Origin of the sequence: Streptomyces tremellae (assembly GCF_039540215.1) — a bacterium.
GTDB lineage: Bacteria > Actinomycetota > Actinomycetes > Streptomycetales > Streptomycetaceae > Streptomyces > Streptomyces tremellae.
Map to the genome: position 1 here is coordinate 15076 of NZ_BAABEP010000049.1, position 13871 is coordinate 28946.

At 72.1% G+C, this 13871-nt stretch carries 14 protein-coding genes and 1 pseudogene; 11 read left to right on the plus strand and 4 right to left on the minus strand.

Annotated elements, in window-relative coordinates; translation table 11 throughout:
- The first annotated feature begins 307 nt into the window (after positions 1 to 307).
- The 8 genes and pseudogenes from ABEA77_RS25810 to ABEA77_RS25845 all read left to right on the plus strand — a co-directional run bounded on the left by ABEA77_RS25810 (position 308) and on the right by ABEA77_RS25845 (position 8547).
- Positions 308 to 943: a GTP cyclohydrolase II gene (locus ABEA77_RS25810; protein ID WP_425588390.1), complete on the plus strand. Its 636-nt coding sequence runs from the start codon at positions 308 to 310 to the stop codon at positions 941 to 943.
- Positions 943 to 2628: a WD40 repeat domain-containing protein gene (locus ABEA77_RS25815; RefSeq protein WP_345652287.1), complete on the plus strand. Its 1686-nt coding sequence runs from the start codon at positions 943 to 945 to the stop codon at positions 2626 to 2628. Before ABEA77_RS25810 ends, ABEA77_RS25815 begins: the two co-directional genes overlap by 1 nt.
- Positions 2625 to 3608, plus strand: a complete 984-nt coding sequence (locus ABEA77_RS25820; protein WP_345652289.1) for a formylglycine-generating enzyme family protein — start codon at positions 2625 to 2627, stop codon at positions 3606 to 3608. The genes ABEA77_RS25815 and ABEA77_RS25820 overlap by 4 nt, the downstream gene beginning before the upstream one ends.
- The gene (locus ABEA77_RS25825) at positions 3605 to 4639 is read left to right on the plus strand and encodes a pyridoxal-phosphate dependent enzyme (protein WP_345652291.1); all 1035 of its coding nucleotides are present in this window, start codon (positions 3605 to 3607) and stop codon (positions 4637 to 4639) included. Before ABEA77_RS25820 ends, ABEA77_RS25825 begins: the two co-directional genes overlap by 4 nt.
- On the plus strand, positions 4639 to 5292 hold the full coding sequence (locus ABEA77_RS25830; protein WP_345652293.1) for a class I SAM-dependent methyltransferase: 654 nt from the start codon (positions 4639 to 4641) through the stop codon (positions 5290 to 5292). Before ABEA77_RS25825 ends, ABEA77_RS25830 begins: the two co-directional genes overlap by 1 nt.
- A 49-nt stretch (positions 5293 to 5341) precedes the next feature.
- A complete protein-coding gene (locus tag ABEA77_RS25835; protein WP_345652296.1) occupies positions 5342 to 6577 on the plus strand; it encodes an ATP-grasp domain-containing protein in 1236 nt (411 codons plus the stop codon).
- A 40-nt stretch (positions 6578 to 6617) separates the two neighbouring features.
- On the plus strand, positions 6618 to 7307 hold the full coding sequence (gene epsC / locus ABEA77_RS25840; RefSeq protein WP_345652298.1) for a serine O-acetyltransferase EpsC: 690 nt from the start codon (positions 6618 to 6620) through the stop codon (positions 7305 to 7307).
- Positions 7308 to 7399: 92 nt separating this feature from the next.
- Positions 7400 to 8547 (plus strand): annotated as a pseudogene (locus ABEA77_RS25845) (dihydrofolate reductase family protein).
- Here the strand turns inward: ABEA77_RS25845 and ABEA77_RS25850 are convergent.
- The 3 genes from ABEA77_RS25850 to ABEA77_RS25860 all read right to left on the minus strand — a co-directional run bounded on the left by ABEA77_RS25850 (position 8510) and on the right by ABEA77_RS25860 (position 9932).
- Positions 8510 to 8971, minus strand: a complete 462-nt coding sequence (locus tag ABEA77_RS25850) for an aldo/keto reductase (RefSeq protein WP_345652354.1) — start codon at positions 8969 to 8971, stop codon at positions 8510 to 8512. The pseudogene ABEA77_RS25845 and the gene ABEA77_RS25850 sit on opposite strands and share 38 nt — an antisense overlap.
- A 252-nt stretch (positions 8972 to 9223) precedes the next feature.
- Positions 9224 to 9526, minus strand: coding sequence for a putative quinol monooxygenase (locus ABEA77_RS25855; protein WP_345652299.1), 303 nt, complete (start codon positions 9524 to 9526; stop codon positions 9224 to 9226).
- 115 nt (positions 9527 to 9641) lie between these two features.
- Positions 9642 to 9932 (minus strand): putative quinol monooxygenase, encoded by a 291-nt coding sequence (locus ABEA77_RS25860; RefSeq protein ID WP_345652301.1) that lies wholly within the window; start codon positions 9930 to 9932, stop codon positions 9642 to 9644.
- A 161-nt stretch (positions 9933 to 10093) separates the two neighbouring features.
- Between ABEA77_RS25860 and ABEA77_RS25865 the strand changes: the two genes are divergently transcribed.
- On the plus strand, positions 10094 to 10960 hold the full coding sequence (locus tag ABEA77_RS25865; RefSeq protein ID WP_345652302.1) for a helix-turn-helix transcriptional regulator: 867 nt from the start codon (positions 10094 to 10096) through the stop codon (positions 10958 to 10960).
- A gap of 228 nt (positions 10961 to 11188) precedes the next feature.
- On the opposite strand, the gene ABEA77_RS25870 is transcribed toward ABEA77_RS25865, so the two are convergent.
- Positions 11189 to 12133 carry an NADP-dependent oxidoreductase gene (locus tag ABEA77_RS25870; RefSeq protein WP_345652303.1) on the minus strand — a complete coding sequence of 315 codons (945 nt, stop codon included), beginning with the start codon at positions 12131 to 12133 and terminating at the stop codon, positions 11189 to 11191.
- Positions 12134 to 12301: 168 nt separating this feature from the next.
- On the opposite strand from ABEA77_RS25870, the gene ABEA77_RS25875 reads away from it, so the two are divergent.
- Both ABEA77_RS25875 and ABEA77_RS25880 read left to right on the plus strand, forming a co-directional pair.
- Positions 12302 to 12676 (plus strand): MerR family transcriptional regulator, encoded by a 375-nt coding sequence (locus ABEA77_RS25875; RefSeq protein ID WP_345652305.1) that lies wholly within the window; start codon positions 12302 to 12304, stop codon positions 12674 to 12676.
- A 280-nt stretch (positions 12677 to 12956) separates the two neighbouring features.
- Complete coding sequence (locus ABEA77_RS25880; protein ID WP_345652308.1) at positions 12957 to 13847, plus strand: SDR family oxidoreductase; 891 nt, start codon at positions 12957 to 12959, stop codon at positions 13845 to 13847.
- The last annotated feature ends 24 nt before the right edge of the window (positions 13848 to 13871 follow it).

Here is a 13871-nt window from a genome sequence, read left to right on the forward strand (position 1 = left end):
CGCGTTCCGTGGCCCGCTCTAGGACGAGAACCAGATTCTTGGCCATCTTCGGCCGAAAGAGATCAAAGTCGACATTCACGACTCCAGTGAAGCATCCGTGGGGGAAATGCGGATATCCCGGGTTACTCCCCGGTCACGCCACCCGAGGCAGGATGCATCACCTTCCGCTTGCGTGACAGACGGTTTCCGGCCAGCGACCTGGCTCATTTTCGCCTGTTCGTCAGTCGCTTCGATCACCTTATGGTTGAAGCGACTCCATTCATCAGGCCGTCAGAAAGGCGCGCGAATGAGTGGCGAAACCCAGGAAATGAACACTCGTCACCATGTGTCCGGGTCGGTTCGAATCCGCGGAGTTACACCCGTTCCGCTCGACCTGGGACTCGACAGCCCCGTGACCGTCAGAGCCATCACCTTCGACGGCCTGAGCGACGGACGGGAACACCTCGCCCTCAGCCTCGGCGAACCCCAGGCGGTCCCCCTGGTACGGCTGCACTCCGAGTGCCTCACGGGAGACGTGCTCGGCTCCCTCCGCTGCGACTGCGGTCCGCAGCTGCGCGAGGCCCTCACCCGCATCCACGACCGGGGCGGCTACCTCGTCTACCTCCGCCAGGAGGGCAGGGGGATCGGGCTCTACAACAAGCTCGACGCGTACCGCCTCCAGGACGAGGGGCAGGACACCTACACCGCCAACCTCTCGATCGGCCGCAGGGCCGACGAGCGCGACTACACGGCTGCCGCGGAGATCCTGCGGGTCCTCGGTGCCGCCGAGATCGACCTGTTGACGAACAACCCCGACAAGGTGAGGCAGTTGACGGCCCTCGGGATCCGGATACGGCACGCCGTGCCCACCGGGGCCCACGTCAACCCGAACAACTACCGCTACCTCAGCGCGAAGGTTTCCGAGACCCAGCACACCATCGACATCGAAGGAATGGCACTGTGATGCACCATTCCGGTCCCATCAGCGGGATCGCCGCGTTCGCCGGCACGTACGTCGCCACGGCGGGTTACGACAACCAGGTCATCCTCTGGGATGCCGCGAGCAAGCGGCCGCTGAGCCGCTCCGTCCACGACCACCTGGCCAACCAGGTGTCGTTCAGCCCCGACGGCGCGTACCTGCTCACGTCCTCCAGCGACTACACGGCCCGCCTGTGGTCGCTGCCCGACCTCAAACTCGTCAGCGTCCTCTCCGACCACGAGGACGACGTGGAGATGTCGGTCTTCCACCCGACCGAGCCCCTGATCGCGACGGCCTCGCGCGACCACCGGGTCCGCGTCTACGGCTTCGACGGTAGCCTCAAGGCCGTCTTCACGGGACACACCGCCGATGTCATCTCGGTCGAATGGTCCCCGGACGGCAAGGAGTTGATCTCGTCGAGCGACGACGGGACCGTCAAGCGGTGGTCGCTCGCCACCGGCACCATGGTGAAGGACGTCGACCTCGGCGGCGTCGAGACGGACACCGTGGCCCTCGCCTCCAGCGGAACGGTGTACGCGGGCAACGACGACGGCGAGATCGTGGTGGTCGAGGAGACCGGCACCACCGCCCATCCGGCGCACGACGCCGGCATCAAGCGCCTCGTGTACAACGCGGCCCGCGAACTCATCGTCAGCCTCAGCTACGACCGCAAGCTGCGGGTCTGGGACGTCTCGGGCCAGGACCTCCGCGAGGTCGCCTCCTCGTCGCTGCCGAGCGACGTGTGGCCGCGCTCCTGCGCGTTCCTCGACGACACGACGCTGGTGTTCGCGACCTTCGGCTCCTCGTACGCGACGTACGACATCGCGGCCGAGGAGTGGGACCTGGCCGGTGTCGAGCCGACGTTCGGTGTGAACGCCGTTCTTCGCCACCAGGGTTCGACCCTCACCATCGGCGACGCCGGACTGCTGTGGCGCGACGGCCGGGAGGTGGCGCGCACCGGAAGCCTGTGCAACTTCCTCACCGCGGTCGGCGACCGCGTCCTCACAGGCGGCCAGATGGGCACGGTCTTCGACGCCCTCACCGGCGCCCCGATCCACCAGCACAGGTCCCCGCTGAACTGCGGCGCCGCGTTCGACCGCGACGGCCGCAGGCACGTGGTGGTCGGCACCTACACGGGCGAGGGGCTGGTGTTCTCGCTGGGCGACGACGGCGCCTTCACCCTGGAGGCGACGCTCCCCCTGCACGCGGGCGCGGTCAAGGGCGTGGCCGCCGCGGGCGGCCTCATCTTCTCGGTGAGCGCGGACGCGGAGGCGGCCTGGTTCTCGGCCGGGACCTTCGAAGAGGTGGCCCGGGTCCCCGAAGCCCACGACAAGATCGCCAACGGCTGCGCGGGCACGGACACGGGCGAGTTCGTCAGCATCAGCCGCGACCTCAGGCTGCGGATATGGACCGGCAGCACCGCGCAGGTGGTGAGCACCCCGCACGACCACTCCATCAAGAGCATCAGCACCTCGGCGGACGGCCGGCACATCGCCACCGGCGGCTACAACGGCCTGGTGGCCCTCTACGACCGCACCACGGGCGAGTGGCCCGTCGTCGTCAGGCCCACCACGGCGGGCATCTCCTCGCTCTGCTTCGACGAGGACGGCGGCCGCTTCCTCGCCGGGTCGTACGACGGCTCGGTCTACCCGGTCGAGGTGCCGTCGTGACCGTGGGCAGCGCCCCGACCGCCAACCCCAACCTGCTGGACGACCGGGCCGCCATGGGTCTGCCGCGCACCTTCGTGTCCCGGCTCGACCCCGCCGACGTCCGCGCGGCGTACCGCAGGCTGAGTGGCACCAGCCCGGCCGGGCTCGCGGAGATCGCCGAGGACCGGGACCGCCCGTTCGCCGACCGCTGGACGGCGGGCTCGCTGCTCGCGCTCGCCGGCGATCCCCGCATCGACCCCGACTCCCCCGCCATGGTGGCGATCCCGGGCGGCCGGGCCGCCATCGGCCTGCGCGAGGCGGACGTCGAGGACGTCACCGCCCAGTGGAGCCACGTCGGGGTGCGCGGCGAGTGGATCGCCAAGGAGACCCCGCGCCACCCGGTGGACGTGGCACCCTTCCGGCTCGCCCGCTACCCCGTCACCAACCTGGAGTACCGGGGCTTCCTCGCCGACACGTCCGCCGAATGGCTCCCCACCTCCTGGCAGTTCGGCGTCTTCCCCGCGCACCTGGCGAACCACCCCGTGTGGACCGTGCCCCCCGAGGCCGCGGACGCCTACGCCGCGTGGCTGGCGCGGCGGACCGGCCGGCCCTTCCGGCTGCCGACCGAGGCCGAGTGGGAGTACGCGGCCGGGGCGGGCCGCGCCTACCCGTGGGGCGAGACCTTCGCCGCCGGCGCCGCCAACACCGTGGAGCAGGGGCCCCTGAGCACGACCCCGGTCGGCATCTACCCCGAGGGACGCGGCCCGTTCGGCCTGAGCGACATGGGCGGGAACGTCGAGGAGTACGTGTCGGACGACTACCGGCCCTACCCCGGCGGCGCGTTCGTCGCGGACGACCTGCTGACGGACGCCGAGTCCTACCGCGTGGCGCGCGGTGGCAGCTTCACCCGCTACGGGGACCTGACCAGGTGCAGCCGGCGCCACGGCTGGTACCGCAAGCCCATCTACGCCATGGGCTTCCGCCTCGCGGAGGACGTGTGAGCAGCGCACAGCGAACAGTGGCACCCATCGACGCGCCCTGGGCGCCGGTGGACACCGAAGTGGACTATGCCGAGGTGGAGCGGCGCCACCCCGCCTTCCGCGCCTTCGGCGCCCGGCTCGGCGGCACCCCGCTCGTCGAGGCGCCGGGACCCGCGGGCGGCGCCGCCGTCCTCGCCAAGTGCGAGTGGCACAACCCCGAGGGATCCATCAAGGACCGGGTGGCGTACGCGCTGATCGGCGCGGCCCTCCACGAGCACGGGCAGCGGCCGGTGGAGGAGCTGCGGGTGCTGGAGTACTCGGGCGGCAACCTCTCCCGGGCCCTGTCCGGCCTCTGCCAGGGCCTCGGGATCGCCGCCCGGTTCGTCCTCTCCTCCGCGAGCCCGCGCAGCCTGCTGGACACACTGGAGGAGCGGGGCGCGCGCTTCGACCTGGTCGACAAGGACCTGGGCTTCATCGAAGTCATCAGCACCGCGCTCGCCATCGCCGAGAAGGAGCCCGACTGGACCCTCCTCTACCAGCACCGCAACTCCGCCAACCCGGCCTTCCACGCCCGCACCACGGGCGCCGAGATCGTCGACGCGCTCGCGGCCCGGCCCGGCGGACGCACACCGGACGCCTGGGTGGCCTCGATCGGCACCGGCGGCACACTGATCGGGGTGCTGCGCGCGCTGCGTGCCCGCTTCCCCGGTGTCCGCGCGGTCGGCGTCTGCCCGAGCGAACTCCCGTACGGCAGCCCGCAGCCGCCCAACGGGCTGCCCAAGTACGGAGGTTCAGGAGGCTTCGGGCACGGGCTCAAGCAGCCCTTCGTGGCCGCGCACGACGCGGAGATCGAGCACAGGAACGTGTCGTATCCGCGGTGCCTCGACCTCATGGCCGAGTACCGCGACCTCACCGGTGTGCGCATCGGCAGCTCGGCGGCGGCCAACTGGGCCGTGGCCAGGGAGATCGCCGCGTCGCTCCCCCCGACGTCCACCGTGCTCACCGTCTTCCCCGACGCGGGCACCCCGGAGGAATGGGAGCGTATCGGCTGATGGCCACCACCGGTGGACACCCGGAGACGGAGACCTACCGCGAGCTGATGCGCCGCTCGTTCCACGACCTGTATGCGAGCGAGGACGACCGCTGGACCGACGAGCCCGCCATGAAGCGCCTGGTGGAGCTGGTCCTTGAGGAACTGGCGCCCGACAGCAGGGTCCTCGACGTCGGCGCGGGCCGCGGCAGGGACACCGGGGCCCTGCTCGCCGCGGGCCACCGGGTCACCGCCGCCGACCTCGTCGAACTGCCCGAGTGGGCGGAGATCACCGCCCGTTGGGGCGACCGGGTGCGCTTCGTCGTCGGCGATGTACGCGGCCTGCGCGACGAGGAGGCGTACGACGCCGTGCTGGACAACGGGGTGCTGCACCACCAGCTCCCCGGGGACCAGCCCGCGCACCTCGCCGCGCTGCACGCGCTGCTGCGTCCCGGCGGGCTGCTCGGCATCAGCCTGTTCGTGCGCGGGGAGCAGGAGTCGGAGGGGAAGCTGCACGTCCTCGACGACGGGCGGCTCTCCCGCGAGTTCACCGAGCCCGAGGCCCGCTCGATGCTGGCCGGGGCGGGCTTCACCATCGCCTCGGCCCGGCGGGTCGCAAGAGGCCGCCCCGGCTGGGCCTACCTCCTCGTGCTGGCCCGGCGCTCCGGCGACTGAGCGGCAGGCGGCAGTCCCGTACCCGCCACCAGACCCCTTGGAGGTCACGTTGCACACCCGACGGGAGAACGTGCTGTTCATCGACCGGGTCGGCTACGACTGGTACCGCATGCCGGACGGCGGGCCCGTGCTCGACCCGGAGCGCTACCGGGTCACCCTGCTCACCCGCCCGGGACTCGGGGACCGGGCGAGGCCCGGGGAGTGCGCCGAGGTGATGACCCTCGACATCGGCGACGACGGGCTCCGGGACGGCATCGCCGAGGCCGTGCACCGCAGGGTCGGCATCGACCACGTACTGGCCTTCACGGAAGGGCTCCTGCTGCCGGCCGCCCGGTTGCGTGACCGGCTGGGGATCCCCGGTCCCTCGGCCGACTCCGTGGTCCCCTTCCGCGACAAGTCGGCCATGAAGGCCGTCGCGCGCGGAGGCGGCCTGCCCGTCGCCGAGTGGGCCGAGGTGGACACCGCGGCCGAGGCGCTGCCCCTGCTCGCCGCCCACGGCAGGATCGTGCTGAAACCGCGCGCCGGCTACGGCTCCGCGGGGCTGCACATCGTGTCCACCGAGGCGCGGTTGCGGGAACTCGACGCCGACCCGACGGTGGACCTGACCTACAGCCAGGCCGAGCAGTTCGTCGACGCGCCCATGGTGCACATCGACGCGGCGGTGTGCCAGGGCAGGCTCCACACCGTCGTACCGTCCCGCTACCTGACCTCGACGCTCGCCTTCACCGAGGGCAGGCCCCTCTCCACGGTCACCCTCGACGACCCCGGACTCGTCGAGAAATGCGTTCGCTTCACCGAGCAGGTGGTCGAGGCGTTCAAGGTCACCGACAGCGTCCTGCACCTGGAGGCCTTCCTGACGGACGACGGCAGACTGGTCTTCAGCGAGGTGGCCTGCCGGGCCGGCGGCAGCAGCATCGGCGCGATGGTCAGGTCCGTCACGGGCGTCAGCATCCACGAGGCGATGGTGCGCCTGGCCCTCGGCGAGGCGCCGACCACCACCTATCCGCAGCGCGGCGCCGCCGCCGGGCTCCTCCTCGTCTACGGCAGGCACGGCAGGGTGGCCCGCATCGACGACGACGCGGTGCCCCGGGAGTGGCTCGTCGAGCGGCGGCACGCCGTGGAGCCCGGCCAGTGGTTCAGGCCGGCGCACATGGCGGGCGGCGGCCTCGCCACCTATGTCGTGACCGGTTCGACACAGCGCGAGGTGCGCGAGCGGCTGGCGTTCGTCGAGGCCCACACCCATGTCGTCTACGCCGCGGACCAGAACGACCCAGAGGACGCCTGATGGACAGCCCGGCACCCGTCCAAAATCCGGGAGGCGCCAGGTGAGCGCCCTGAAGTCCGCCTGGCGCAGGATGAACGAGGACCTGGCGGTCGTGGTCGAGCGCGACCCCGCCGTGCACGACAAGCGCGAGGCCCTGCTCTCGTCGTACCTGCCCGCGCTGTGGCTGCACCCCCTGGCCCACCGGCTCTACCGCGCGGGCCACCGCTGCACCGCCCGGATCGTGTCGCTGGTCGGCAGGGCCCTGTCGGGAGGCGTCGAGATCCACCCCGGGGCGCGGCTCGGACGCCGCTTCTTCGTCGACCACGGGGCCGCCGTGGTGATCGGTGAGGACGCCGTGATCGGCGACGACGTGACGCTCTACCACCAGGTCACCATCGGCGCCGTCGGGTGGTGGCGGGACCGCGGCAGGCCGGCGGGCGAGCGGCGCCACCCGACGCTCGGCGACCGGGTCGTGGTCGGCGCGAACGCCTCCGTGCTCGGCCCGGTCCACGTCGGCGCCGACTGCCTCGTCGGAGCCCACGCCCTCGTGGTCACCGACGTCCCGGCCGCCAGCCGGGTCCTCTCCCCGCCCAGCCGCATCCGCCCGGCCCCCGCGCCGCCGTCCCACCCCGCGGCCCCCCTCAACGGCACCGCGCCCTCCGACCCGGCACCGGCGGCGGCACCCGTACCGGCACCGGCAGCCGGACAGGCCACACGGACGACACACCAGAACGGATCACCGCGCCGATGAACACGCGCCCCTGCGGACCCGCGCCGACGGGTCCCGGCGACGGGCGGGCGCCCGCGGGTCCCCACGGACCGTCGGCGCCCGCGCGCCCCCACGTGCTGCTGTCCGCGGCCGTGAGCCTCGACGGCCGCCTCGACGGCACAGGCCCGCGGCGGCTCCTCCTCTCGGGCCCCGAGGACCTCGACCGGGTCGACGAGGTACGGGCGGGCGCCGACGCCATCCTGGTGGGGGCGGGGACGCTGCGCCGAGACAACCCCAGGCTCCTGATACGTTCCGCCGCCCGCCGGGCGGCCCGCGTCGCCCGCGGCCTGCCGCCCCACCCGCTGCGGATCACCGTCACGGCCTCGGGAGACCTCGACCCCTCCCTGCACCTGTGGCACGAGGGCGGGGACCGGCTGGTCTTCACCGTGGACGCGGTGGCCGACCAGCTCAGCCGCAGGCTCGCCGGCCTCGCCGACGTGGTCGGCACAGGCCCGTCGCTCGACTGGGACCGCGTCCTCGACGAGTGCGGCGACCGCGGCGTGCGGCGGCTGATGGTCGAGGGCGGCGGTCTTGTCCACACCCAGTTCATGTCCCGCGACCTCGCAGACGAACTGCACCTGGCGGTCGCGCCCGTCCTGGTCGGCGAGGCGGGCGCACCCGCCTTCCTCGCCCCGGCCCCCTACCCTGGCGCCGACCGCGCCTCGCGGATGCGGCTGCTCGGCACCGCCCGCGTCGGGGACGTCGTCCTGCTCCGCTACGCGCCGAAGGAGCGTACGTGATGACCGAGAGCACCCGGGAAGACACGGACATCGCGTGGCTGACCCGCGCGATCGAGCTGTCACGCCTGTGCCCGCCGTCCGACGCCGCGTACTCGGTGGGCGCGATCATCGTGGCCGCCGACGGCCGCGAACTCAGCCGGGGCCACAGCCGGCAGGGCGGCGACCCACACGTCCACGCCGAGGAAGCCGCACTGGCCGCGCTCGACCCGGGCCACCCCGCCCTGCGCGACGCGACCCTCTACAGCACACTCGAACCCTGCTCGCGCCGCGCGTCACGCCCCCGCCCCTGCGCCCGCCTCATCCTGGCCTCGGGCATCCGGCGCGTGGTCATCGCCTGGCGCGAACCCGGCACCTTCGTGGAGAACTGCGTAGGCGTCGAACTCCTGAGGGAGGCGGGGATCACGGTGGTGGAGACCCCCGCCCTGGCCGCGGCCGCCCGCGCGGTCAACGCCCACCTGACGGGTCCGGCAGCCAACCCGTGAGCCCCGGCTGAGCCACACCCCACCCCTCCCTGCCGGACCGGCGCCCTACTGGTTGATGCCGGAGAGATCGCCCTCGCCGTAGCGGCGGCCGGCGGCCGGCTGCCGGCGCGAGGGCGTCGAGCCTGGCGAGCCGGTCGTCGTCGAATACGACCCGGTCGGCGGCCCCGTTCTCCTCGACGCGTTCGGCGCGCTTGGTGCCCGGGATGACGGCGAGCTGCTCGGACCTGGTCAGGAGCCAGGCGGGCGCCACCTGGGCAGGGGTGGCTCCGGCGTCGGCCGCGCCGGCCTGGACCTCGTCGGCGAGGTCGAGGCCGACGCGGAAGTTCTCCTCGGTGTACCTGGGGTTCGTCAGCCGGAAGCCGTCCGGGGCGAAGTCGGCGAGCGATGCGATGCCCGGGCACCATGTGTGCGAACAGTGCGGAATCTACGGGCGGTACGAGCGGTACAAGCGGTACAAGCGGTACGAGCAGTACGAGCAGTACGGGCGGTACGGGCGGTACGGGCAGTACGGGGCTCGGGGGACGCGCGGGGGCTGGTGCCGCCCCTCGTGGCCCCTTCGCCGGTGGCCGGTCACCGGTGCGCTTGTCGCGTCGGGCCGTCCGCGCCCCCGACCGGCCCCCGGTTCCCTGATCCGGCCCCTCGCAGCGGACGATCCGGCCGGTAGCAGCGGACGCCGTCAGGTCGCCGCCGTCCCGGTCAGCCGACGCAGGGTGAACGGCGCGGCGAGGATCGCGTCGAGGACACGGGCGACGTTCTTGAAGTGGGGCGTCTGGAAGTGGGACTCCAGAGCGGCGTTGTCGCGCCACTCCTCCAGGCAGATCATCGCGCCCGGCCGTGCCGGGTCGATGAGGGGCCGGTATCCGAGGCATCCGGCCTCGGCCTCGGAGGGCGCGATCATCGCGGCGAGCGCGTCGCGGAGCGCGTCCTCCTGGCCTGGCCCGGCCTGGAACTCGGCGATCAGGACCAGGGTTTCGGTCATGAGCGGCTTTCCTCCTCGTCATCGGGACCGTGCCCGTCATCGGGACCGTGCTCGGTACCGGGACCGTGCTCGGTACCGGGACCGTGCTCGGTACCGGGATCGTTGGGGAGGCCGCTCAGGCCGTGACCGTCGTGCCCTTGAAAAGCCAGCTGATCTCCGAGTACGGGCCCACTTCCGCGAAGAATTCCTTGAAGTAGCGGCCCTCGGCGTGAGCGTTGAAGGCCGCCTCGTCGGCGTACGCCTCGTTCAGGTAGAAGCGGTTCGGGTCCTCGGGGTCCGCGATCAGCTCAAAGCGGAGGGTGCCCGGTTCGGCCTCACCGGATTCACGGCCGTCCTTCAGTGCGGCGGCGACGAAGTCGGCCACGCGCTCCGGCTGGACGTCCCAGGAAACGGCGATATGGTACATGAAATCTCCCGGATATGATCTGTGTTCGGCGGGAATTACTTTCCGCCTGCACCACCCATGGTGACACCGGAAAAGGCCCATGGCGCTGCCGGGACAGGACCGGTTCTGCCTAGGAAAATCTGACCCACCCACACCGCCGTCCCCTGCGCGACAATGGACGGATGGAGAGCACTTCACCCCTGGCGGACTTTCTTCGATCGGCGCGCGCACGGGTGACGCCGCAGGACGTCGGCCTCGGGAGCGGCGGAGCCACTGCGCGTCGCGTCCCAGGTCTGCGGCGTGACGAAGTGGCGTTCCTCGCCGGCATGAGCGCCGACTACTACGCACGCATGGAACAAGGCCGCATCAAACACGCCTCGGACGCCGTCATCAACGGACTCTGCAAGGCACTGCGGCTGAACGAAACCGAACGCGACTACCTGTTCACTCTGTTCTCTCCAGGGACCGGGCGGGCGGTTCCGCAGAAGCGGGCCACGAGAGTTCGGCCTGTCCTGCGTCAGATGATGGATCAGATGGACACCACCGCGGCATTCGTCCTCGGCGTCGGCATGGAAGTGCTGGCGATGAATGATCTGGCCACCGTGTTGCTGCACGACTTCACGGAGGAGACGGGGCTCTCCCGAAGCCTCGCCCGCTGGGCGTTCCTCGTCCCCGAAGGGCGCGCTTTCTACCTCGACTGGGATGCCGCCGCCGATATGACCGCCATCCTCCGGCGTGATTCCACCAACCACCCCAGTGACCGCGAATTGAACGAGCTCATTGGAGAACTCTCCGTCAAGAGTGACGAGTTTCGCCGATGGTGGCCGCAGCACAAGGTCTACGAGTGTTCCTTCGGCACCAAGCACCTGATGCATCCGCTGGTCGGAGAGCTCTCCATCGAGTACGAGACCTTTCCCGTTCCTGGGGAGCCCGACCAGCACCTGTTCCTTTACACCGCCAAGAGGGGATCGTCCTCCGAGGACGCGTTGCGCATACTCGCCAGCTGGGGAAGTGACGCGGCCCTGGCCGACGGCGACCGTCAGAGCTGACCGTTCCCGGCGCACCGGGCACCGCCCGCGCTCACTGACCCTCTGCGCGGCCGATCAGTGGCGCCCCGCGCCGGCACCTCCCGTGGAAGACGGGCAGCGCCGGCCGGCTGTCACCCGTACGCGCGGGCAGCGGCGCCGGCTGCCGCTGCCCCCGGCGGGGGCCGGCGCGGAGACGACCGGGCCGCCACGATCTCCGACCCGGCCCCGCCGCGCGTCTACGCGCGGACGTCACGCCTCGAAGACGAGCACCATCCGGCCCCGTACGCCTCCTGCCTCAAGCCTGCGGTGGGCGAGTCCCGCGTCCTCAGGCGCCAGGGTCTCGGCCACCCGGGGCGTGAGCACCCCCCGTTCCGTGTACGCGCGCAGGGCGTCGAGTCCCGCCGCGACCTCGCCGTACGCGCTGACCATCACCGTGTGCAGGATGACGCCGCGTCCGGGCCGCCCGTCCCAGTAGCGGAGGGTGGCCATCGCGCCGCCGTCCCTGACGGCCGGGACGGCCCGTTCGTTCTGGGCGGCACAGTCGGCGAGGCCGTCCACTCCTTCCCCGCCGGTCGCCCGCCGCATCGCCTCCGCCACTCCGGCGCCGCGCGCCACGACCACGTGGGCGCCCAGTCCCCGCACGAGCCCGGTGTCGGCTTCCGAGGCGTCGGCGACCACACGCAGGCCGGCGGCCACGGCGAGCTGGACGAGGTAGCCGCCCACCGCCCCGGCGGCCCCCGTCACGCCGAGGGTCTGCCCGGGCGTGAGGGCGAGCTGGTCCAGTGCCATGAGGGCGGTGAGCCCGTTCATCGGCAGGGTGGCGGCAGCGGGGAAGTCCGCCCCTGCCGGTACGGCCGCGACGGCGTCCTCGGAGATGACGACCTGCTCCGCGTACGCACCGTGCGGGCCCTTGGGCACGACGAGCGCCATGACGGCTTCGCCGACGTGCCTGCCGGCCACTCCCGGACCCGCCTCGTCGATCACGCCGGCGGCCTCCATCCCGGGAACCAGCGGGAATGCGGGCTCCTCCCCGGGGGCGAGGAACATCCCGGTGCGGACGCCCGTGTCGGCGGCGTTGACCGCCGCCGCCCGGACCCTGACGCGCACCTCGCCGCGCCCGGGCCGGGGCGCGGGCAGCTCGACGGGCTCCAACACCTCGGGGCCGCCGAGCTCGTACAGTGCGATGGCCTTCATGGGATCTGTCCTTCCGTGGTGCCACGCGCCGCCGGCCGGCACCTCGCCACGAGACGTCCCCGGCGAACGGCGCGGGACCCGTGACCGGGCCCCGCGACGATGGTCCTGGTATGACACTGATGTGAAGGCAAACCGGGCCCCCCGGCCCGGCCGCCGGAGGGAGACGCGGTGCTGATCGGTGAGCTGGCGGAAGCCACCGGGGTCCCGGCCAGGCTGCTGCGCTACTACGAGCAGCAGGGCCTGCTCCGCCCGGAGCGGACCGGGCACGGGTACCGGGAGTACCCGGACTGTGCGGTCGTGCGCGTCCAGCAGATCCGCGGCCTGCTCGACGCCGGGCTGCCCACCCGCATCATCCGCCCGCTCCTGCCACTCCTCGAACGGAGCGCGAACGGCCTGGTCAGACCGGCGGACCTGCCGCAGGATGTCGTCGGGCAGCTGGCGGAGGAGGCGGCCCGCCTCCGGGAGCGCGTCGCGCGCCTGAGCCGCGATCTGGAGTCGATCGAGCTGGTCCTGAGCGCGGTGCCGCCCCGGCGGGATCCGTAACCGCTCGCCGGTGGCCTCGGCCACGCCCTCGCCGGCCCCGCGTCGGTGACCCACCACGCGCTCACGGCACACGCCCCCCGACGAGTCCGCCGCACCCCCGGCGACGGGTTCGAGCGGCTCCAGCGACTTCCGGAGCCCTCCAGCAGCTCCCAGCGACCTCGGTCGGGGACCGAGGCAACCCGAACCGACCTGCCGGTTCGCCACAGACCCGCACTCCCATATGGACAGACTGTTCACTTCATGCTTATATGAACATGCCGACCATTTAAGGGAGAACAGCATGAGCGACATCGTCGTCATCACCGGCGCCTCAAGCGGCTTCGGTGCCCTCACCGCCCGCGCCCTCGCCGACGCGGGTGACACCGTCTACGCCGGTATGCGCCAGACCACGGGGCGCAACGCGCCGCAGGTCCGGTCCGCCGCCGACTATGCCGCTGAGCACGGAGTGGATCTGCGCGCCATCGAACTGGACGTCACCTCACAGGAGTCCGTCGACGCGGCGATCGGGCAGATCACCGCCGAGCACGGCCGCATCGACGTCCTCGTCCACAACGCGGGCCACATGGTCGTCGGCCCGGCCGAGGCCTTCACGCCCGAGCAGCTCGCCGAGCTGTACGACGTCAACGTGCTCTCGACGCAGCGGGTCAACCGCGCCGTGCTCCCCGGCATGCGCACGCGGCGCTCCGGACTCGTCGTATGGGTCTCCAGCTCCTCCGTGAAGGGTGGCACCCCGCCGTACCTCGCCCCCTACTTCGCCGCGAAGGCCGGGATGGACTCGCTCGCCGTCTCCTACGCCGGGGAGCTGGCCCGCTGGGGCGTGGAGACCTCCATCGTGGTCCCCGGCTCGTTCACCAGCGGCACCAGCCACTTCGCGCACTCCGGCCGCCCCGCGGACCACCCGGTGGAGGAGGCCTACGAGGAGCACTACGCCGGGCTGATGGACCAGGTGGAGCAGAAGCTCGCCGCCCTCGCCCCCGAAGGCACCGACGCCTCCCTGGTCTCCGCGGAGATCGCCCGTATCGTCGCCCTGCCGCGCGGCGAACGCCCGTACCGGGTCCACATCGACCCCGCGAACGACGGCTCCGGGGAGGTCTCGGACGTCGCCGACCGCATCCGGCGCGACTTCCTCACCCGCGTCGGCCTCGACGACCTCCTCGCTGTCACGGGGTGAACACCGCGAGGGCGGAGCACCCCG

Bases quoted from the DNA above. Each gene is read 5' to 3' on its own strand.
- ABEA77_RS25855 (WP_345652299.1), bottom strand. From the start codon at position 9,526: ATGACCGAAACCCTGGTCCTGATCGCCGAGTTCCAGGCCGGGCCAGGC.
- ABEA77_RS25810 (WP_425588390.1), top strand. From the start codon at position 308: ATGAACACTCGTCACCATGTGTCCGGGTCGGTTCGAATCCGCGGAGTT.
- ABEA77_RS25830 (WP_345652293.1), top strand. From the start codon at position 4,639: ATGGCCACCACCGGTGGACACCCGGAGACGGAGACCTACCGCGAGCTG.
- ABEA77_RS25815 (WP_345652287.1), top strand. From the start codon at position 943: ATGCACCATTCCGGTCCCATCAGCGGGATCGCCGCGTTCGCCGGCACG.
- ABEA77_RS25860 (WP_345652301.1), bottom strand. From the start codon at position 9,932: ATGTACCATATCGCCGTTTCCTGGGACGTCCAGCCGGAGCGCGTGGCC.
- ABEA77_RS25865 (WP_345652302.1), top strand. From the start codon at position 10,094: ATGGAGAGCACTTCACCCCTGGCGGACTTTCTTCGATCGGCGCGCGCA.
- ABEA77_RS25870 (WP_345652303.1), bottom strand. From the start codon at position 12,133: ATGAAGGCCATCGCACTGTACGAGCTCGGCGGCCCCGAGGTGTTGGAG.
- ABEA77_RS25880 (WP_345652308.1), top strand. From the start codon at position 12,957: ATGAGCGACATCGTCGTCATCACCGGCGCCTCAAGCGGCTTCGGTGCC.